Origin of the sequence: Streptacidiphilus jeojiense (assembly GCF_000719095.1) — a bacterium.
GTDB classification, from domain to species: domain Bacteria; phylum Actinomycetota; class Actinomycetes; order Streptomycetales; family Streptomycetaceae; genus Streptacidiphilus; species Streptacidiphilus jeojiensis.
In genome coordinates this window covers 18,661-37,292 of sequence record NZ_JOEH01000013.1, presented here as the reverse complement: position 1 = coordinate 37,292, position 18,632 = coordinate 18,661, and the positions used below count along the sequence as shown (strand labels likewise).

Below are 18,632 nucleotides of genomic sequence, written 5' to 3'. Positions count from 1 at the left end.
ATGGGCCTGGACCTGATGCGCAGCGGCACGCCGCAGGAGCCGGACGACAACGGCGCGGAGCTGGACACCGGTCGGCGCCCCGCCGAACCGCCGAAGCTGGTCGGGACGGCCTGGGGCCTGCTGATCCTCAACACGCTGGGCTCGGCCGGGGCGAAGACCATCGTCCCGCTGCCCCGCTCGCTCATCCAGGCGGTCACCATGGGCGCGCTGGTCACCGCGTTCGTGCTGGCGCTCACGGTCAACCTGCGGCTGCGGATCCGCCCCAGCGCCTACATGCTGCTGCTCTCCCTGCTGCTGGTGGCGAGCGTGGTCTCCAGTGCACGGCTGGAGTCCGGGTACGGCTCGCTGTTCCGCTGCTTCCGGCTGCTGCTCTTCGTCGGCGCGCTGTGGCTGCTGAGCCGCTGGTGGGACGGCAGTCTGACCTTCGTGAGACACCACATCCGGATGTACTTCCTGGTGCTCATGCCGGTGGCGGCCGGTCTGGTCATCTCACCGGGGGCGGCGCTGCCCGGCCTCTACGGCGGCCGGCTGGTCGGCGACCTGTGGCCGCTGACGCCGCCTCAGATCGGCCAGTACGCCGCAGTGATCATCGGGCTCACCGTGCTGCTCGCGGTGGGACGGCGGACCACCAAGACCGGTGCGGCGGTGATCATCGTGCCGTCGTTCGTGCTGCTGGCGCTGACCCACACCCGGACCGCCACCCTCGGCCTGCTCATCGGGCTGGCGCTGGCGATCAGCTCGCTCATCCTGACCAGCGGGGCCGCCCGCCGGTTCTTCTCCTGGGTGGTGGTGCTCGCGCTGGTGGCCGCGATCGGGTTCAGCTCGGCGCTGCAGACCTGGTTCCTGCGCGGTCAGAGCCAGGAGAACTTCGCCAGCCTCACCGGCCGGGCCAAGGTCTGGGACGCCCTGCTGAGCGCCCCCAGGACCGTCTCGCAGGACATCTTCGGCGTGGGCCTGGGCGACAAGTCGTACGGCGGCCTGCCGATCGACGACAGCTGGCTGGCCATCTTCCACGAACAGGGCCTGCTCGGCGTCGCCCTGGTCGCGGCGATCGTCCTGGTGCTGGGCGGCATCGCACTGCTGCGGCCGCCGTCGCTGCCGCGGGCCTGCGCCATCTTCCTGATCAGCTACTGCGTGATCGCCTCGTACACCGAGGTCGGGCTGGGCGACGCCTCCCCGTACCTGCTGCACCTGGCCGTGGCCGCCTCACTGCTGGTCGCGCCCGCCGAAGCCGTACCCATACCGGCGCCCCAGGGCCGCCGACGGCGACTCACGCTGCCCCGCTCCCGGGAGGCGATGCGCACCGCAACCGAGGGACCGGAACTGGAGGTGGCCTGATCATGCATGTCCTAGTCGTGCACAACCGCTACTCCTCGGCGCAGCCGAGCGGGGAGAACAACGTCGTCGACCAGGAGCTGGAGCTGCTGCGCGGGGCCGGCCACCGGGTCGACCTGTTCGAGCGGCGCAGCGACGACATCGCCGCCCGGTCCCTGCCGGGCAAGGCCGCGCTGCCGCTGCTGGTGCCGTGGAACCCGGCGGTCCGCTCCGAGCTCGCCGCCCGGCTCCGCGCCGAGCGGCCGGACGTGGTGCACGTCCACAACGTCTTCCCGCTGCTGTCGCCGGCGGTGCTGGCCGGCTGCGCCGACGCCGGCGTGCCGGTCGTCGCCACGCTGCACAACTACACCCAGGTCTGCGCGCCGGGCACGCTGCAGCGGGACGGCCGGCCCTGCACCGAGTGCGTCGGACCGAAGCTGCCGCTGCCCGCCGTGCGGCACGGCTGCTACCGCGACTCCCGGCTGGCGACGGTGCCGCTGGCGGTCAGCCTGGCGGTCAACCGGCGGCGCTGGTGGTCCGGCGTGGACCGCTTCTTCTGCATCTCCGCGGCGCAGCGCGACGTCCTGGTGCGCTCCGGCATGCCGCCCGAGCGGCTGACGGTGAAGCACAACTTCGTCCCGGAACCGGGCGCGGTGCGCGAGGGCCCCGGCGAGCACCTGCTCTACCTGGGCCGACTCGCCGAGGCCAAGGGGGTGCGGCTGCTGATGGCCGCCTGGGACGAGGTCGCCGCGGCGGGCGGTGTCGGTGTGCCGCTGGTGGTCGCCGGTGCCGGGCCGCTGGAGCAGGAGGTGGCCGAGTGGACCGCGGGCCGGGACGACGTGCGGTTCATCGGCCTGTGCGACCCGGCGGAGAGCCGCAAGGTCGTCGCCCGGTCGGTCGCCGTGGTGGCGCCCTCGACCTGGCTGGAGGCGTTCGGCCTGGTGGTCGTGGAGGCGATGGCGGCCGGGGTGCCGACCGTCGCGGCCGGCCACGGGGCCTTCGTCGAACTGGTCGAGGACGGGGTGACCGGGTTGCTGCACAAGCCCAGTGACGCCGCGTCACTCGCCGAGTGCCTGCGCCGGATCACGGCGGACGGCGGCGCGGAGTCCGGTCCGGCGGCCCGAATGGGTCAGGCGGCCCGGCGCCGATATGAGCAGGGCTTCAGTCCGGCGGTCGGACTGGAGCGTCTGGAGGAGGGATACCGGGCGGCGATCGCGGCCCGGTCCGGCGACGGGGACACCCGCGCGACCACGAATGGGAGCAAGCGATGACACGATGCCGACTCTGCGGCTCGGCGGCGCTGGAGAGCGTCGTCGACCTGGGGGCGACCCCACCGTGCGAGAGCTTTCTCGCCGCGGACCAACTGGACCAGCCGGAGCCGGCCTACCCGCTGCACCTGCGGGTCTGCACCGAGTGCTGGCTGGCGCAGATCCCGCCGCTGATCACGCCGGAGGAGACGTTCACGCAGTACGCGTACTTCTCCTCCTACTCGACCTCCTGGGTGGAGCACGCGCGCAGCTTCGTGGCCGGCGCCGTGGAGCGGCTGGGCCTGGGCCCCGACGCCTTCGCGGTCGAGGTCGCCAGCAACGACGGGTACCTGCTCCGGCACATGGTGGACCGCGGGATCCGCTGCCTGGGCATCGAGCCGTCGGTGAACGTGGGCGCTGCGGCACGGGAGGCGGGGGTGCCCACGCTCACCGAGTTCCTGGGCCCCGAGGTCGCCGCCGCCGTCCGCGCCGAGCACGGCCCGGCGGACCTGGTCGTGGCCAACAACGTGTACGCGCACATCCCCGACGTGGTCGGCTTCACCCAGGGGCTGCGGGCCCTGGTCGCCGACGACGGCTGGGTCTCCATCGAGGTGCAGCACCTGCTCACCCTGATCGAGGAGAACCAGTACGACACCATCTACCACGAGCACTTCCAGTACTACACGGTGGCGTCCGCGATCCGGGCGCTGGCCAGCGGCGGGCTCGCGCTCGTGGACGTCGAACTGCTGCCCACCCACGGCGGCTCGATCCGGCTGTGGGCCCGGCCCGCCGAGGCGGCCGGTGAGCCGAGCCAGCGCGTGTCCGACGTGCTGGCCCGGGAGAAGGCCGCCGGGCTGCAGGAGCTGTCCGGCTACACCGAGTTCTCGGCCCGGGTGGCCAAGGTGCGCAGGGACCTGCTGCGGTTCCTGATCGAGGCGGCCGACCAGGGCAGGACGGTGGTCGGCTACGGCGCCCCCGGCAAGGGCAACACCCTGCTCAACCACTGCGGCATCCGGCCCGACCTGCTGCCGTACACGGTCGACCGCAACCCCTACAAGCACGGCAGGTTCACCCCGGGCACCCGCATCCCGATCCTGTCGCCCGAGCAGATCGGCATCGACAAGCCCGACTACGTGCTCGTCCTCCCGTGGAACCTGCGGGCCGAGCTGGTCGAGCAGTTGTCCTTCGTGCACTCCTGGGGCGGCCGGCTGGTCTTCCCCATCCCGGAACTCAGCATTGTCGAACCGCCCGCCGTCGAGGCGCCAGTCATGAAAGAGGTCACAGCATGAAGGTCGTACTCTTCTGCGGCGGATACGGGCTGCGCATGCGCAACGGAACCTCCGACGACACCCCCAAGCCGATGGCGATGGTCGGCCCGCGGCCGCTGATCTGGCACGTCATGCGCTACTACGCGCACTACGGGCACAAGGAGTTCATCCTCTGCCTGGGCTACGGGGCCCACCACATCAAGGACTTCTTCCTCAACTACGAGGAGACCACCTCCAACGACTTCGTGCTGCGCAACGGCCGGGCCGAGCTGCTGTCCACCGACATCGCCGACTGGACCATCACCTTCGCGCAGACCGGCACCGAGTCGCCGATCGGGGAGAGGCTGCGCCGGGTGCGGCACCACCTGGACGGCGACGAGATGTTCCTCGCCAACTACGCCGACGTGCTCACCGACGCCCCGCTGCCTGAGATGATCGACCGGTTCACCCGGACCGACGCCGGCGCGTCGATGATGGTGGTGCCGCCGCAGTCCTCGTTCCACTGCGTGGACCTGGGCGAGAACGGCATGGTCGGGGGCATCACCGCGGTCAGCGAGATGCCGCTGTGGGAGAACGGCGGCTACTTCGTGCTCCGCCAGGAGGTCTTCGACCACATCCCGGAGGACGGCGACCTGGTCGCCGACGGATGCGCCGGACTGGCCAAGGGCGGCCGGTTGCTGGCGTACCAGCACCGCGGCTTCTGGAAGCCGACCGACACCGTGAAGGAGCGGGCCGCGCTGGACGCCGCCTACGCCCACGGCAACCGTCCGTGGGCCGTGTGGGAGCAGGACGGCCGGACCGCGGTGGGGGCGTCGTGATCCGGCTCGGAACCGGGCGGCCGGACCGGATCGCCGCGCTGGCCGCGCACTGCGACGACCTCGCCATCGGGGCCGGCGGCACGCTGCTGACGCTGTGTCAGGCCCGGCCCGGCATCCGGGTCGACGCGCTGGTGCTCTCCGGCGGCGGCAGCGAGCGTGAGCAGGAGGAGCAGGCCGCGCTGGCCGCCTTCTGCCCCGGCGCCGACCTGCGGCTGACCGTCCTCAAGCTGCCCGACGGCAGGCTGCCGGCCTACTGGCAGGAGGCCAAGGAGGCGGTCGAGGAACTGCGCGCGGGGATCGATCCGGACCTGGTCGTCGCCCCGCGCACCGAGGACGCGCACCAGGACCACCGCGGCCTGGCCCAGTTGGTGACCACCGCGTTCCGGGACCACCTGGTGCTCGGCTACGAGATCGTCAAATGGGACGGCGACCTCGGCCGTCCGACGGCGTACCAGCCGCTGTCGCCGGCGACCGCGGAACGGAAGGTGCAGCTCCTGCAGGAGCACTACCCTTCGCAGCAGCACCGGCCCTGGTACGACCGGGAGGCCTTCCTCGGGCTGGCCCGGATCCGCGGCATCGAATGCAACGAGCGGTACGCCGAGGCGTTCGCCGTCAGCAAGCTCACTCTCGACCTGGGGGCATGACCCATGCGCGTACTACTGACCGGACACCAGGGCTACTTGGGCACCGTGATGGCCCCGGTGCTCGCCGCCGCCGGCCACGAGGTCGTCGGTCTCGACGCCGGCCTGTTCGCCGACTGCGTGCTGGGCCCGCAGCCGGCCGACCCGCCGGGACAGCGAGTGGACCTGCGCGACATCACCGCCGAGCACGTGGCCGGGGTGGACGCCGTGATCCACCTGGCCGCGCTCTCCAACGACCCGCTGGGGTCGCTGGCGCCGCAGCTCACCTACGACATCAACCACCACGCGTCGGTACGGCTGGCCGAACTGGCCCGCGACGCCGGCGTGAAGCGCTTCCTGTACGCCTCGACCTGCTCGGTGTACGGCGCCTCCGGCGGCGACGCCCTGGTGACCGAGGACGCCCCGCTCCGCCCGGTGACGCCGTACGCGGAGTCCAAGGTGCGGGTCGAGGACGACCTGCACAAGCTGGCCGACGACGACTTCAGCCCGGTGTACATGCGCAACGCCACCGCCTTCGGCTACTCGCCGCGGCTGCGCGCCGACATCGTGCTGAACAACCTGGTGGGCCACGCCTACCTGTCCGGTGAGGTGCTGGTGCTCTCCGACGGCACGCCCTGGCGCCCGCTGGTGCACGCGGCCGACATCGCCCGGGCCTTCACCGCCGCCCTGACGGCACCTCAGCAGGCGGTGCACGACCAGGCGTTCAACATCGGCACGGAGGCCAACAACGTCACCGTCGCCGAGATCGCCGGGAAGGTCGCCGAGGCGGTGCCGGGCTCGAAGGTGGTCATCACCGGGGAGAACGGCGCCGACCCGCGGTCCTACCGGGTGGACTTCTCCCGCTTCCGCGCCGCGATACCCGGCTTCGACTGCGAGTGGTCGGTCGAGCGGGGCGCGCTGGAGCTCGCCGAGGCGTACCGCGAGCACGGGCTGACCGCCGAGGCGTTCCAGTCCCGCTTCACCCGGCTCGCCGTGCTGCGCGCGGCCTCCGAGGCCGGCGCCGTCGACGACACCCTGCGGTGGCGTCGGTGACCGGGTCCGGCGACCGGATGCACGCCCTGGTGGAGCGGCTGTACCCGCTCTGCCGGAGCATCACCGGCGACGGTGTGCGGGCCACCCTGGACATCGTCGGCGAGCACATCCCGCTGCAGGTGCACGAGGTACCGACGGGGACCCAGGTGCTCGACTGGACGGTGCCGCAGGAGTGGAACATCCGGGACGCCTACATCGCCGACCCCACCGGACGGCGGGTCGTCGACTTCGCCGCCTCCAACCTGCACGTGCTCGGCTACAGCGTCCCGGTGGCGGCCACCATGCCGCTGGCCGAGCTGCGCGGACACCTGCACACCCTGCCCGACCAGCCCGATCTGGTGCCCTACCGGACCAGCTACTACACGCCCACCTGGGGGTTCTGCCTGTCCCAGGACACCCTGGACGCGCTACCGGAGGCCGACTACGAGGTGCGGATCGACTCCACCCTCGCCGACGGCCACCTCACCTACGCCGAGCACGTGGTCCCGGGGCAGGTCGCCGACGAGGTGATCGTCTCCTGCCACACCTGCCACCCCTCGCTGGCCAACGACAACCTGGCCGGCATCGCAGTGGCGGTCTCGCTGGCCCAGGAACTGGCCCGGCAGACGCCCTGGTACACCTACCGGTTCATCTTCGCGCCCGGCACCATCGGGGCGATCACCTGGCTGGCCCGCAACGCCGAGCGCGTCGACCGGGTCAAGCACGGGCTGGTGCTGGCCTGCGCCGGGGACCGGGGCCAACTGACGTACAAGCAGAGCCGGCGCGGCGACGCGGAGATCGACCGGGTGCTGCGGCACGTCCTGGCCGCCTCCGAACGGCCGCACCGGATCAACGGGTTCACCCCGTACGGCTACGACGAGCGGCAGTACTGCTCGCCCGGGTTCGACCTCGGCGTGGGCTCGCTCTGCCGGACCCCGTACGCCGGGTACCCGGAGTACCACACCTCGGCGGACAACCCGGACTTCGTCAGCCCGGAGTCGATGGAGGACACCCTCGCCGTCTGCCGCGAGGCGTTCGCCGTGCTGGACCGCAACCGCCGCTACACCAACCTCAGTCCTTACGGCGAACCGCAGTTGGGCAAGCGCGGACTGTACGACTCGCTCGGCGGCCGCAGCGACGCCAAGGAGGCCCAGCTGGCCATGCTCTGGGTGCTCAGCCTCTCCGACGGCGAGCAGAGCCTGCTGGACGTCGCCGAGCGGTCCGGCCTGCCGTTCGACACCGTCGCCGTGGCAGCCGACGCCCTCCGGGACGCCGGACTCATCAAGGCGGGGGGCGGATGACCACCGAGAGCGAGACGGTGACGGCGCCGGTGGCCCGGGGCAGGCACGCGCGGCAGAGCGCCAGGCGGGCCGTGGCCGGCCGGCTGTCCTGGGGCCTGGCCGACCAGGCGGCCTGCAGCCTGAGCAACTTCGCCGTGGGCATCTACGTGGCCCGCGAGCTGGGGCTGACCGCGTTCGGCGTGTTCAGCCTGGCCTGGGCGACCTACGGCGTGGTCCTCAACGTCTCCCGCGGGCTGGCCACCGACCCGCTGGTGGTGCGCTTCAGCGGCGTGTCGGTGGAGTCCTGGCGCGGCGCGGTGGCCCGGGCGACGGGTACCGCGCTCGGCGTCGGTCTCGCCATCGGCGCGCTGAGCCTGGCGGCCGGGCTGGTCGTCGGCGGCCGGGTGGGGTCCGCCTACGCCGGGCTGGGCATCATCCTGCCCGCGCTGCTGCTGCAGGACGCCTGGCGGTTCTCCTTCTTCGCCGCCGGCACCGGGAAGAAGGCCTTCTTCAACGACCTGGTCTGGGACATCGCGCTGATCCCGGCCATGGTGGTGGCGGCCCGCGTCGGCAGTGTCCCCGCCTTCCTGCTCGCCTGGGGCGCCTCCGCCGGGGTCGCCGCGGGGTTCGGCTGCCTCCAGTCCGGCATCCGGCCCCGGCTGACCGGAGCCCGCGAGTGGCTCCGCGAGCAGCGCGACCTCGGCTACCGCTACCTGGTCGAGAACGTCAGCCTCAGCGGCGCGTACCAGCTGCGGGCCTGGGGGCTCGGCGCGATCGTCGGGGTCAGCTCGGTCGGCGTGGTCCGCGGCGCCGAGCTGCTGCTCGGCCCGTTCTACGCGGTGCTCACCGGGCTGGCCCTGGTCACCGTCGCGGAGGCGGGACGGGTGCTGCGGCGGGCCCCGCACCGGCTGGCCAGCTTCTGCTTCCTGCTCAGCATCGGGCAGGCGGTCGCCGCACTGCTCTGGGGCGGGGCACTGCTGCTGCTTCCGGACCGGGTCGGGGTGCTGGTGCTCGGCACCGTCTGGCACTCCGCCTCGGCGCTGATCGTGCCGGCCACGCTCAGCGTCGCCGGCGCCAGCCTCGGCATCGGCGCCACCGCCGGACTGCGCGCGCTGGGCGCGGCCCGGCTCAGCCTGCGCTGCCAGCTGTTCGCCTCCGCCTGCTACGCCGTCGGCGGGATCGGCGGGGCGGTCGTGGGCGGCACCGTCGGCTCGGCCTGGGGCGTGGCCGCCGCGACCATCAGCAGCTCGGCCGTGTGGTGGCTGCAGCTGCGGTCGGCCCTGCGCGGGCGCGACCTCCAACCCATCCCCGAAGTGAGGACGCCATGACAGCGCCCAGGACCGCCCGGCCCAGGCTGAGCATCGGTCTGCCCGTGTACAACGGCGAGGAGTACCTGGCCGAGTCGTTCGACGCCCTGCTCGGCCAGACCTACGAGGACTTCGAGCTGGTCGTCTCCGACAACGCCTCGACCGACGGCACCGAGGACATCTGCCGCCGCTACGCCGAGAAGGACTCCCGGATCCGCTACCTCCGGCTGCCCCGGAACATAGGCGCCACGCCCAACCACAACCATGTGTTCGACGAGTCCCGCGGCGAGCTGTTCAAGTGGGCCTCGCACGACGACCTGTACGCCCGGGACCTGCTGCGGCTCTGCGTGGAGGCGCTGGACGAGCGGCCCGACGTGTTCCTGGCGCACACCGGCCAGGCGGTCATCGACGGCGACGGCAAGGTGAAGGTCCCCTACGAGTACACGCTCGACACCGACTCGCCGCACGCGCCGGTGCGCTTCCGCAGCCTGCTGTTCCAGCCCGGCGGCGACGACTTCTACGGAGTGATGCGCACCGACGTGCTGCGCCGGGTGAAGCCGCTGGACAGCTACCACCACGCGGACCGCACCTTCGTCGCCGAACTCACCCTGTACGGGCGCTTCCACCAGGTGCCGGAGGTGCTCTACTTCCGCCGGGACCACCCCAACCGGGCCGAGCGGGCCAACCCGAGCAAGCGCTCCCGCTGCGTCAACCTGGACCCGCGCCGGGCCGGGCCGCTGCACCCGACGCCCCGTCTGCTCACCGAGTACGTCTGGGGCTTCGTCTCGGCGATCCGGCGGGCGCCGATCTCCCCGGCCGACCGGCGCGAGTGCTACCGCCACCTGGCCGCCTGGATGACCAGCCGGGCCAGGCCCGGCGCCGCCGGCGAACGGGTCGAGGACCGGGCCCCGGTCGACCCGGCCGGGCCCTCCGTCTCCATCGACGCCCTGGTCGCTGGCCGTGAGGGGAGGCAGGCATGACACCGGTTCAGGAAAAGGGTGCGCGGCGGACCCCGGTGCGGGTCGGGGTGTTCGGCCTGCTCGGATCCGGCAACCTCGGCAACGACGGGTCCCTGGAGGCCGTGCTCGGCTACCTCCGCGCCCAGCACCCGGAAGCGCGGGTCGACGCGCTGTGCGGCGGCCCCGAGGCGGTCACCACCCGGTTCGGGATCCCCGCGGTGCGGATGCACTGGTACACCGGGGAGTACCGGACCGCGTCCCGTGCCGGTGCGATCGCGGGCAAGGGCCTGGGCAAGTTCGTCGACATCGTCCGCACCGCCGCCTGGGTGCGCCGGCACGACGTGGTGATCGTGCCGGGCATGGGCGTCCTGGAGGCCACGCTGCCGCTGCGGCCCTGGGGCTTCCCCTACTCGCTGTTCCTGCTCTGCGCGTCCGGGCGGCTGTTCGGCACCCGGGTCGCCCTGGTCAGCGTCGGCGCCGCCACCATCGGCCGGCGCTCGGTCCGCACCCTGGTCAGCTGGTCCGGACGGCTGGCCGCGTACCGGTCCTACCGGGACGCCCAGTCCCGCGACGCGATGCGGGCGATGGGCGTGGACACCTCGCACGACGAGGTCTACCCGGACCTCGCCTTCTCGCTGCCGTCGCCGCAGTCGAGCGCGCCCACAGGCCCCGGGGGCCCGGTCGGCGTCGGCGTGATGGCCTTCCACGGCGGCAACGACGACCGCGCCCGGGCCGAGCAGATCCACCGCCGCTACCTGGACGGGATGACCCGCTTCATCCGCACGCTGGTCGAGGAGGGCCGGACGGTCCGGCTGATCACCGGCGACGACGTGGACATCCCGGCGGTCGCCGAGGTCCTCGACGCGGTGGACTCGCCGCTGGTCACCCTGGCCGAGATGGCCTCGCTGGCCGACCTGATGAAGGAGGTGGCCGCCGTCGACACCGTGGTGGCGACCCGTTACCACAACCTGATCTGCGCGCTGAAGGTCGGCACGCCGACCCTCGCGCTCTGCTACGCGGCCAAGAGCGAGGCGCTGCTGCAGGGCATGGGACTGGGCGAGTTCTGCCACCCGGCCCGCGAGGTCGACGCCGACCGGCTGCTGGAGCAGTTCCGGGAGCTGGAGCGGCGCTCGGCGGAGCTGCGCCGGGAGCTCCCGGAACGGACCCGGGCCGCCGCCGAGCAGCTCCAGGACCAGTTCGCCGCCCTGAGCGCGGTCCTGTACCCGGGGACCGGCAACGTCCACGCCTCGCCCGAGGCGCCATGAGAGTGGAAGGAACACAGGCAACTGCCATGAAAGCCACCGAAGTCCCGGCGATAGCCGGCGCATACCTCTTCGAGCCGACGTCGTACGCCGACGAGCGCGGCTTCTTCTGCCGCACCTTCGACGCCGACGTGGTCCGCTCGGTGGGCCTGGACCCGGACGCCTTCGTCCAGGACAGCGTGTCCCGCTCGGTCCTGGGCGTGCTGCGCGGCCTGCACCTGCGCTCCGGCGCCGGCGAGGCCAAGCTGGTCCGGTGCTCCTACGGGAGGGTCTTCGACGTCTTCGTGGACCTGCGGACGGACTCGCCGACCTACCGGAACTGGGCCTCCTTCGAACTGTCCGGGGAGACCCAGGCGTCCGTCTACATACCGGCAGGATGCGCCCACGGCTTCCAGGCTCTGACGGAGACCGCCGACGTCTCCTACCGGATCGACCGTCCTCATGATCCGACCGAGGACGTGACGATAGCGTTCGACGACCCCGACCTCGCCATTCCCTGGCCACTGCCGATCACGTCGATGTCACAGCGGGACCGGGAGGCACCGAGCCTCGCCGAGGTCCTGGAGCCCAAACAGATTTGAGGTCCGCATGGACACCAGAGAACTCCTTCTGACCCGCTCGAGTCAGGCGAACGAGCGGCTGCACGCCATGATCCCCGGCGGCGCGCACACCTACGCCAAGGGGGACGACCAGTACCCCGAAGGCCTGGCCCCGGTCATCAGCCACGGCCACGGCGCCCACGTCTGGGACGTGGACGGCAACCGCTACCTCGAGTACGGCTCCGGCCTGCGGTCGGTCAGCCTCGGCCACGCCCACCCGCGCGTGATCGAGGCGGTGCGGCGGGAACTCGACCGCGGCAGCAACTTCGTCCGGCCCTCCATCATGGAGGTCGAGGCCGCGGAACGCTTCCTGGCCACGGTGCCGACCGCGGAGATGGTGAAGTTCGCCAAGAACGGCTCGGACGCCACCACCGCCGCGGTGCGCCTGGCCCGCGCGGTCACCGGTCGCCCCCGGGTGGCCGTCTGCGGCGACCACCCGTTCTTCTCGGTCGACGACTGGTTCATCGGCACCACGCCGATGTCCGCCGGCATCCCTGCGGCGATCACGGATCTCACCGTGGCGTTCCCCTACGGGGACCTGGCCGCCACGGAGGCGCTGCTGACCCGGTACCGGGGCGAGATCGCCTGCCTGATCCTGGAACCCGCCACCTACGCGGAGCCGCCTGTCGGGTACCTGGCGGGCCTCCGCGAACTGGCCCACCGCCACGGCTGCCTGCTGGTCTTCGACGAGATGATCACCGGGCTGCGCTGGTCCGAGGCCGGCGCCCAGGGCCTGTACGGCGTCGCCCCCGACCTCTCCACCTTCGGCAAGGCGCTGGGCAACGGCTTCGCCGTCTCCGCGCTGGCCGGGCGTCGCGAGGTGATGGAGCGGGGCGGGCTGCGCCACCCCGGCGACCGGGTGTTCCTGCTCTCCACCACGCACGGTGCGGAGACGCACTCGCTGGCCGCCGCGATGGCCGTGCTCGACACCTATGTCGAGGAGGGCATCACCGCGCAACTGCACGCCCTCGGCGAGCGGTTGGCCGCCGGCGTCCGGGACGCCGCGGCCGTCCACGGGGTCGCCGACCACCTCGTCGTCCGGGGCCGGGCCAGCAACCTGGTCTTCGCCACCCTCGACGAGAAGGGGGAGCCGTCGCAGGAGTACCGCACGCTGTTCCTGCGGGAACTCCTCGCAGGCGGGGTGCTGGCCCCGTCGTTCGTGGTGAGCAGCGCCCTCAGCGAGGACGACATCGACCGTACCGTCGACGTGGTGGCCCGGGCCTGTGCGGTGTACCGGAGGGCACTGGACGCCGCCGACCCGACCCCCTGGGTGCTCGGACGGCCGGTGAAGCCGGTGTTCCGCCGACTGGCCTGAACCGGTGTGACACCCCGTCAGCGCCGCTCCCGGCGACCGAAGTCGATGGTCCTGTCCACCAGCCACGCGGTCGCCGGCACCACCGCCAGCGCGGCGCACCAGCCGCCGAGGACGTCGGTCGGGTAGTGCGCGTCCAGGGCGACCTGTGCCCAGCCCATGGCGGCGCCCGCCACCAGCGCCGCCGTGAGCACCAACAGGCCGCCGGCCAGCGCGCCCAACCACTCGGCCGCCAGCAGCGCCACCACGAGGGCGAGGGCGGTGGCGAAGGCGGTGTGTCCGCTGGGGTAGGACAGGTTCGCACCGTTGATGGTGCGTCCCACCACGTGCTTGAGCAGGCTCGTCGACACCACGGCCAGGCCGGTCCCGGCCGCGGCGAGCACCGCCGCGCGCGGACGGCGCAGCAGCAGGCACACCAGCACCACCGCCACGACCAGCGTCACCGCCCCGGTGGGCTCCCCCATCGCGTCCAGGTCCAGGGCGACGGACAGCCCCCGGGGTTGCGGACCGACCACCGCCGACCGGATCCAGGCGTCCGCCGCCCCGGGCCGGTGGTGGTCGGCGTAGCAGACCCCGAGCACCGCGACCACCAGCGCGGCGAGGCCGGCGACCAGCCCCAGCCAGGTGCGCAGCGCCGGGGGGAGCGCCGGGTGCACCGGGCGCTCCGGCCGGCCGGTCCCCCGCCCACGCACGTCGTCGCCCTCCGCCTGCCGGATGTCCGCCTGCCGGATACGAATCAACTCCCGCTCCCGTCCGGACCGTCGACGTCATCCCGTGCGCCGCGGCCGTGGCACCACCCCCTGCGCAAAGGTACGTCAGAACCGCAGCCGTCGGACGGGTTGCGGCCGGAGAGGGAATCGCATAGCCGAACTCTTACCGGTGGGCTCCCCTCGCGCCGGGCGCGGGCGGTCGGCTCAGCGCAGGTGCCGGGAGATCCACTGGAAGGCGGTCGGCAGCATCTCCTGCCAGACGTCCATGTTGTGGCCGCCGCGGGCCACCGTGGCCACGTCCCCGCTGGCCGGCGCCCGCAGCGCGCCGACCAGGGCGCGGGCGTCCGACACGGTGTCACCGTCCTGCAGGCTGCCGGTGAGCAGCAGCGCGATGTCCGGCTGACGGGCGGTCCGGCGTAGCACCAGCAGCGGGTTGTTGGCCCTGGTCAGCGCGGGGTGGTCGGTCACCGCCGGGGCCTCGGGGGCGTTGTAGCCGGAGATGCTGACCGCGGAGTGGTAGACGCCGGGGTGGTGCACCGCCAGGTCCGTGGCGCAGTACCCGCCCGCCGAGTAGCCCATCACCGACCAGTCGTAGGGGTCGTTGGACACCCGGAACCGGCTCTTGACGATCGCCGGGACATCCTTGGCGAGCCAGGTGTCGGTCTTGGGCCCGCCGGGGAGGTCGGCGCAGCCGGCGTCGTCGGTGCCGAGGGTGTTCGACTTGGCCGCGACCAGGATCATCGGCCGGGCCTGGTGCGCCTCGACCAGCCGGGCCAACTCGTCCTGCCCGTTCATGGCGTCGAACCAGGACATCGGCGTGCCCGGCTGCCCCGGCAGCAGCACCACCACCGGGAAGCGCTCGCCGGCATGGGCCGGGTCGTCGTACTCCGGCGGCAGCCAGACCAGCAGCTGTCCGTGGATGTGCGACCGCGGCCCGATCGGGTCGGCCACCTGCAGCCCCTGGGATCCGGTGTGGAAGCTGGCCAGCACCGGCATCGCGGCGCTCAGCGAGCTCTGCCGGACGCCCGCGGTCCCGTCCTCGAACGACGCCGCCCCGGTCTGCGTCCCCATCAGGTCCGACCAGGAGTCGTAGAAGGCGTAGCTGTTGTTCACGCACACCAGCACCACCAGCACCGCCGCACCCTGGGTCACCGCCAGCATCAGCAGCCGGACGCCGACCCTGACCGCCTTCGGGCCGGGGAGCCTGTTCCAGACCACCAGCGTGAGCAGGGTCAGTACCAGTGCGAACACGATGGTCGCGACGAGGAACGGAGAACCGTTCAGGGCCATGCGTCACCCTCCGGGTGCGTTCAACCGCTGTGGCAGTCGGATGCTGTCCGTCGTGGCGAAAACCCAACCTCAAGATCGGCTGCGCGGGTGGACGCCGTCAGCCAAACCTCTCCCGGCGGCCTTTCGGACGCATGGTCAGATTGTTCCTGACGGTCCGCCACGAGCCGACAAAACAGCAGGTCAGAGCGGTTTCAATGGCCGCCGCGAGACCCTCCCCCGCGCTGCTCCAAGCAGGTGGCCGGCAGCCGACGCCCCGTCAGGGCGCGGTCAGCCGGCGCACCGCCTCCACCACGGCGGCCCGCTGCGCCGCGGCGTCCGCGAAGGTGGGCCGGGCCAGCGCGCCGTAGGTGCTGGGCCAGGCCCGCACCAGCGCCATGATGAACACCAGCAGCGACGCCGGATCGAGACCGGCGTCGTGCTCCCGGGCCGTCGACAGCACCGCCAGCTTCTCGGCGGTGGAGCGCTCCTCCGCCTCCGTGGACGGCGAGCCCTCCAGGGTCCGCCACAGGGCGATCCGGTGCCGTTCCGGATGGTCGATCAGGAAGTCGAAGAGCCGCCCCGCGTAGCCGGGCAGGTCGTCGGCGGTGAGCGGGACCGCCTCCAGCAGCTCGCCGAGGGAGTGCTCCTGGACCGCGGCCAGCAGCCCCTCCTTGTTGCCGAAGTACGCGTAGATCATCCGCTTGTTCACGCCGGCCTGTGCGGCGACGCGGTCGATCCGCGCGCCGGCCTCGCCATGGGCGGAGAACTCGGCGGTCGCAGCGAGGAGGAGCTTCTCCCGGGTCAGGTCAGGATCACGTGCCATGCCTTCGATCATAGGTAACCAATTAGTTCTTGACAACCATTGGGCCCCAGAGTAGACAAGTAACCACAAGGTTACTTCAAGGAGGTTGTCGTCATGACATCCAAGACCGCGACATCCAAGACCGCCACAACAAAGACCTGGTTCGTCACCGGGGCCTCGCGCGGCTTCGGCCGGGTGTGGACGGAGGCGGCGCTGGAGCGCGGCGACTCGGTCGCCGCGACCGCCCGCGACATCAGCACCCTCGCCCCGCTCGTCGAGGCCTGGGGCGACGCGGTCCTGCCGATCGAGCTCGACGTCACCGACCGGGAGGCCGCCTTCGCCGCCGTCGAGAGCGCCCGGGCCCGGTTCGGCACGCTCGACGTGGTCGTCAACAACGCCGGCTACGGGCTGTTCGGCATGGTCGAGGAGGTGACCGAGGAGCAGGCGCGACGGCAGCTCGACACCAACCTGCTCGGCCCGCTCTGGGTGACCCAGGCGGCGCTGCCGGTGCTGCGCAGCCAGGGCCACGGGCACATCGTCCAGGTGTCCTCGGTCGGCGGCGTGTTCTCCCTGCCCGGGCTGGGGGTCTACCACGCCTCGAAGTGGGGCCTGGAGGGCATGACCAGCAGCCTGGCGATGGAGGTCCGCTCGTTCGGAATCAAGGTGACCCTGGTCGAGCCGGCCGGATTCGCCACCGACTGGCAGGGCCCCTCGGCCGTGCGGGCCCCGGAGTCTCCGGCCTACGCGGACTTCCGGGCCAACCTGCCGGTCAGCGCCTCGCCCCGGCGCGGCGACCCCAGGGCCACCGCCCAGGCGATCCTGGCGGTCGTCGACGCCGAGGAGCCGCCGCTGCGCCTCTTCTTCGGCGACCAGCCGCTACCGCTGATGCGCGCCGAGTACGCCAGGCGGATCGAGGAGTGGGAGGCCTGGGACGAGCTGGCCCGGAAGGCCTTCGGCTGAGACCCCCACGGCCCGGTGTCCCGAGGTCTCAGCCCTCGACCGGAGCCGGACCGGCGTCAGCTGTCCGGGCGGCCACGAAGCCCACGACGACCCCGGCGAAGCGCTCCGGCTCCTCGATGTGCGCGAAGTGGCCGCTGTCCTCAAAGACGGCTCGCGACGATGTTGACCGGACGCTGGCGAACCCCGTCGGCGAGATCCCCCTCCATCCCGCGGACCAGCAGCTCACGCCCGCCCAGCCGCTGGGCACCGACGTACAGGTCCACGTCAGCCGTCCAGCGCTCCGCGACAAACGCCTCGAACCGACCCTGCTCCGCCGCCGCCAGGGTCTCCCCCGCCTGCCGCCGGCTGGCCTCCGCCAGCCCCGAGGCATCGCCGTGCGCAGCGCTCGCAATACCGGCCAACTCCTCGCAGAGCCTGGCCCGCGCCTGACTGAGCCTGCTCCGCACCGTCCCCACCGGAACACCGCAGGCCCGGGCGATGTCGTCGTACGAGGTCACCCCTTCGCTGAAGTGCCGCAGCACCAGCGGCAACCGCAGGGTCGGCGAGAGCCGCTCCACGGCCTCCCACACCCAGTCCCGCATCGCGTTCCGCTCCAGCCACCGCTCCGGATGCGCAGCGTCGTCCGGGACCGGAACCCACTCCCCGACGGACCCGACCGCCCGCCTCTGCCGCAGCAAGGCCCGGCAGCAGTTCCGCACGACCATCCGCAGCCACGCCCCGACCGCCTCGGGATCACGCACCTCAGCGACCCGCCGCAACGCGATCAGCGCCGCATCCTGCAACACGTCCTCAACATCCGCCCCCGGCCCGAGCAGACTCACCGCCACCGCCCGCATCCCCGCACCATGCCGCTCAATCAGCAGCCCAACAGCCGCCACCTCACCGCCCCGAGCGGCCTGCACGAGATCCACATCCACCTGCGCGTCGACATCCACAACCCTCAGCCGTCCCGATCCCGCCGGCCGGTCTTCCTGGGTTCGCCGGTCCGAAAGGCGATCATGCAGGCCAGGGTGAAGAGCAGACTCGCCAGTCCGACTGCATTGTCCGCGCCGGGCGCCACACCGGTGAGGTGCCAGACCCCGGCTCCGACGAGGACGAGAGCACCGCCGAAGAAGCCGAATGCGGCCCCCAGCCGAAACCGGGCCGCCCAACTCAGCGGGGCACTGACCACGGCGGGCACGTCCTTCGCCTGCCGCAAGGTGATGTAGGCGTCCATGCCCGCGGTCACGGCGCCGACCGCCTCGGCCGCCTCACCTCCCGGCGCACAGACGAAGCAGACGTCCTCGCCGGCCTCGACGACGGCGGTCAGCGGCACGCTCGAACACCAGTCAATCTTGAGCTGAAGCCGATGCTCCCCGGCAGGTACAGCGAGACGCAGCGTCTGCCCCCGTCCGATCAGCCCGACCTGAACGCCGTCGACGAGCACCGCATAACGCCGAAGCACATCCCGGTAACCGCCCTTGTCCCTCGACAACACGATGCTCCCGCACGCATCCGGCGAGGCTCCCCCGTCATCCATCGTCACGCCATGCCCCCACTCTCAACTGCGCCACCCGCGCGCCGGAGCATACTCACGCGGCAACCGGTCAGCCCGCCAAGGGCGCGACTCAGGGGGGTGCACATGCATTTCACAGGAATATCGAATCCATTCCCATGTGCCCACGCGAGGCAGAAAGAGTAAGAGCACAGAAAGAAAGCAAGGTTGAAGAATCGTCAAATAGCTGGAGAGGCGGACACATGGGACACCCCCGCACACGCGAGCCGCGCAATACTGTGATCCTTTGCATCTCCGCTGGCCACCAGCATGCTCGACAGTACCGTGACTAGCAGGATGCTGTGTCAATCCTGTCTCCGGGGGGCTGTCGACCGGCAA

General features: G+C 72.0%; 18 protein-coding genes. 13 read left to right on the top strand and 5 right to left on the bottom strand.

Annotated elements, in window-relative coordinates; translation table 11 throughout:
- From IF29_RS0118500 to IF29_RS0118445, 12 genes are read left to right on the top strand one after another with little or no spacing between them, the layout of a single operon-like run.
- Positions 1–1,338 carry an O-antigen ligase domain-containing protein gene (locus tag IF29_RS0118500; RefSeq protein ID WP_380523295.1) on the top strand — a complete coding sequence of 446 codons (1,338 nt, stop codon included), beginning with the start codon at positions 1–3 and terminating at the stop codon, positions 1,336–1,338.
- 2 nt (positions 1,339–1,340) lie between these two features.
- Entirely contained in the window at positions 1,341–2,585 is a 1,245-nt protein-coding gene (locus tag IF29_RS0118495; protein ID WP_030255993.1) for a glycosyltransferase family 4 protein, read from the top strand.
- Positions 2,582–3,850, top strand: a complete 1,269-nt coding sequence (locus IF29_RS0118490; protein WP_030255991.1) for a class I SAM-dependent methyltransferase — start codon at positions 2,582–2,584, stop codon at positions 3,848–3,850. The genes IF29_RS0118495 and IF29_RS0118490 overlap by 4 nt, the downstream gene beginning before the upstream one ends.
- Complete coding sequence (locus IF29_RS0118485) at positions 3,847–4,647, top strand: sugar phosphate nucleotidyltransferase (protein WP_030255988.1); 801 nt, start codon at positions 3,847–3,849, stop codon at positions 4,645–4,647. Before IF29_RS0118490 ends, IF29_RS0118485 begins: the two co-directional genes overlap by 4 nt.
- Complete coding sequence (locus IF29_RS0118480) at positions 4,644–5,291, top strand: PIG-L deacetylase family protein (RefSeq protein WP_030255985.1); 648 nt, start codon at positions 4,644–4,646, stop codon at positions 5,289–5,291. The genes IF29_RS0118485 and IF29_RS0118480 overlap by 4 nt, the downstream gene beginning before the upstream one ends.
- A 3-nt stretch (positions 5,292–5,294) precedes the next feature.
- Complete coding sequence (locus tag IF29_RS0118475; RefSeq protein WP_030255983.1) at positions 5,295–6,320, top strand: NAD-dependent epimerase/dehydratase family protein; 1,026 nt, start codon at positions 5,295–5,297, stop codon at positions 6,318–6,320.
- The gene (locus IF29_RS0118470) at positions 6,308–7,600 is read left to right on the top strand and encodes a DUF4910 domain-containing protein (RefSeq protein WP_030255981.1); all 1,293 of its coding nucleotides are present in this window, start codon (positions 6,308–6,310) and stop codon (positions 7,598–7,600) included. Before IF29_RS0118475 ends, IF29_RS0118470 begins: the two co-directional genes overlap by 13 nt.
- Positions 7,597–8,907, top strand: a complete 1,311-nt coding sequence (locus tag IF29_RS0118465; RefSeq protein ID WP_030255980.1) for an MATE family efflux transporter — start codon at positions 7,597–7,599, stop codon at positions 8,905–8,907. The genes IF29_RS0118470 and IF29_RS0118465 overlap by 4 nt, the downstream gene beginning before the upstream one ends.
- Entirely contained in the window at positions 8,904–9,866 is a 963-nt protein-coding gene (locus IF29_RS0118460; RefSeq protein ID WP_030255977.1) for a glycosyltransferase family 2 protein, read from the top strand. The genes IF29_RS0118465 and IF29_RS0118460 overlap by 4 nt, the downstream gene beginning before the upstream one ends.
- Positions 9,863–11,110: a polysaccharide pyruvyl transferase family protein gene (locus tag IF29_RS0118455; RefSeq protein ID WP_030255975.1), complete on the top strand. Its 1,248-nt coding sequence runs from the start codon at positions 9,863–9,865 to the stop codon at positions 11,108–11,110. Before IF29_RS0118460 ends, IF29_RS0118455 begins: the two co-directional genes overlap by 4 nt.
- 26 nt (positions 11,111–11,136) lie before the next feature.
- Positions 11,137–11,688, top strand: a complete 552-nt coding sequence (gene rfbC, locus IF29_RS0118450) for a dTDP-4-dehydrorhamnose 3,5-epimerase (protein ID WP_030255972.1) — start codon at positions 11,137–11,139, stop codon at positions 11,686–11,688.
- A gap of 7 nt (positions 11,689–11,695) precedes the next feature.
- A complete protein-coding gene (locus IF29_RS0118445) occupies positions 11,696–13,021 on the top strand; it encodes a glutamate-1-semialdehyde 2,1-aminomutase (RefSeq protein ID WP_030255970.1) in 1,326 nt (441 codons plus the stop codon).
- Positions 13,022–13,038: 17 nt separating this feature from the next.
- Here IF29_RS0118445 and IF29_RS0118440 read toward each other — a convergent pair whose 3' ends face one another.
- The 3 genes from IF29_RS0118440 to IF29_RS0118430 all read right to left on the bottom strand — a co-directional run bounded on the left by IF29_RS0118440 (position 13,039) and on the right by IF29_RS0118430 (position 15,820).
- Positions 13,039–13,758 carry a phosphatase PAP2 family protein gene (locus IF29_RS0118440; protein WP_380523301.1) on the bottom strand — a complete coding sequence of 240 codons (720 nt, stop codon included), beginning with the start codon at positions 13,756–13,758 and terminating at the stop codon, positions 13,039–13,041.
- Positions 13,759–13,932: 174 nt separating this feature from the next.
- Entirely contained in the window at positions 13,933–15,018 is a 1,086-nt protein-coding gene (locus IF29_RS0118435) for an alpha/beta hydrolase (RefSeq protein ID WP_051725484.1), read from the bottom strand.
- A gap of 256 nt (positions 15,019–15,274) precedes the next feature.
- On the bottom strand, positions 15,275–15,820 hold the full coding sequence (locus IF29_RS0118430; protein WP_030255964.1) for a TetR/AcrR family transcriptional regulator: 546 nt from the start codon (positions 15,818–15,820) through the stop codon (positions 15,275–15,277).
- 93 nt (positions 15,821–15,913) lie between these two features.
- On the opposite strand from IF29_RS0118430, the gene IF29_RS0118425 reads away from it, so the two are divergent.
- The gene (locus tag IF29_RS0118425) at positions 15,914–16,759 is read left to right on the top strand and encodes an SDR family NAD(P)-dependent oxidoreductase (protein ID WP_030255961.1); all 846 of its coding nucleotides are present in this window, start codon (positions 15,914–15,916) and stop codon (positions 16,757–16,759) included.
- Positions 16,760–16,899: 140 nt separating this feature from the next.
- On the opposite strand, the gene IF29_RS0118420 is transcribed toward IF29_RS0118425, so the two are convergent.
- The gene (locus IF29_RS0118420) at positions 16,900–17,694 is read right to left on the bottom strand and encodes an RNA polymerase sigma factor (protein WP_063757531.1); all 795 of its coding nucleotides are present in this window, start codon (positions 17,692–17,694) and stop codon (positions 16,900–16,902) included.
- 5 nt (positions 17,695–17,699) lie between these two features.
- The gene (locus tag IF29_RS44435) at positions 17,700–18,284 is read right to left on the bottom strand and encodes a hypothetical protein (protein WP_037595724.1); all 585 of its coding nucleotides are present in this window, start codon (positions 18,282–18,284) and stop codon (positions 17,700–17,702) included.
- Positions 18,285–18,632 lie beyond the last annotated feature (348 nt).

Bases quoted from the DNA above. Each gene is read 5' to 3' on its own strand.
- rfbC (WP_030255972.1), top strand. From the start codon at position 11,137: ATGAAAGCCACCGAAGTCCCGGCGATAGCCGGCGCATACCTCTTCGAG.
- IF29_RS0118475 (WP_030255983.1), top strand. From the start codon at position 5,295: ATGCGCGTACTACTGACCGGACACCAGGGCTACTTGGGCACCGTGATG.
- IF29_RS0118495 (WP_030255993.1), top strand. From the start codon at position 1,341: ATGCATGTCCTAGTCGTGCACAACCGCTACTCCTCGGCGCAGCCGAGC.
- IF29_RS0118460 (WP_030255977.1), top strand. From the start codon at position 8,904: ATGACAGCGCCCAGGACCGCCCGGCCCAGGCTGAGCATCGGTCTGCCC.
- IF29_RS0118445 (WP_030255970.1), top strand. From the start codon at position 11,696: ATGGACACCAGAGAACTCCTTCTGACCCGCTCGAGTCAGGCGAACGAG.
- IF29_RS0118435 (WP_051725484.1), bottom strand. From the start codon at position 15,018: ATGGCCCTGAACGGTTCTCCGTTCCTCGTCGCGACCATCGTGTTCGCA.
- IF29_RS0118490 (WP_030255991.1), top strand. From the start codon at position 2,582: ATGACACGATGCCGACTCTGCGGCTCGGCGGCGCTGGAGAGCGTCGTC.
- IF29_RS0118500 (WP_380523295.1), top strand. From the start codon at position 1: ATGGGCCTGGACCTGATGCGCAGCGGCACGCCGCAGGAGCCGGACGAC.
- IF29_RS0118430 (WP_030255964.1), bottom strand. From the start codon at position 15,820: ATGGCACGTGATCCTGACCTGACCCGGGAGAAGCTCCTCCTCGCTGCG.
- IF29_RS0118485 (WP_030255988.1), top strand. From the start codon at position 3,847: ATGAAGGTCGTACTCTTCTGCGGCGGATACGGGCTGCGCATGCGCAAC.
- IF29_RS0118455 (WP_030255975.1), top strand. From the start codon at position 9,863: ATGACACCGGTTCAGGAAAAGGGTGCGCGGCGGACCCCGGTGCGGGTC.
- IF29_RS0118425 (WP_030255961.1), top strand. From the start codon at position 15,914: ATGACATCCAAGACCGCGACATCCAAGACCGCCACAACAAAGACCTGG.
- IF29_RS0118465 (WP_030255980.1), top strand. From the start codon at position 7,597: ATGACCACCGAGAGCGAGACGGTGACGGCGCCGGTGGCCCGGGGCAGG.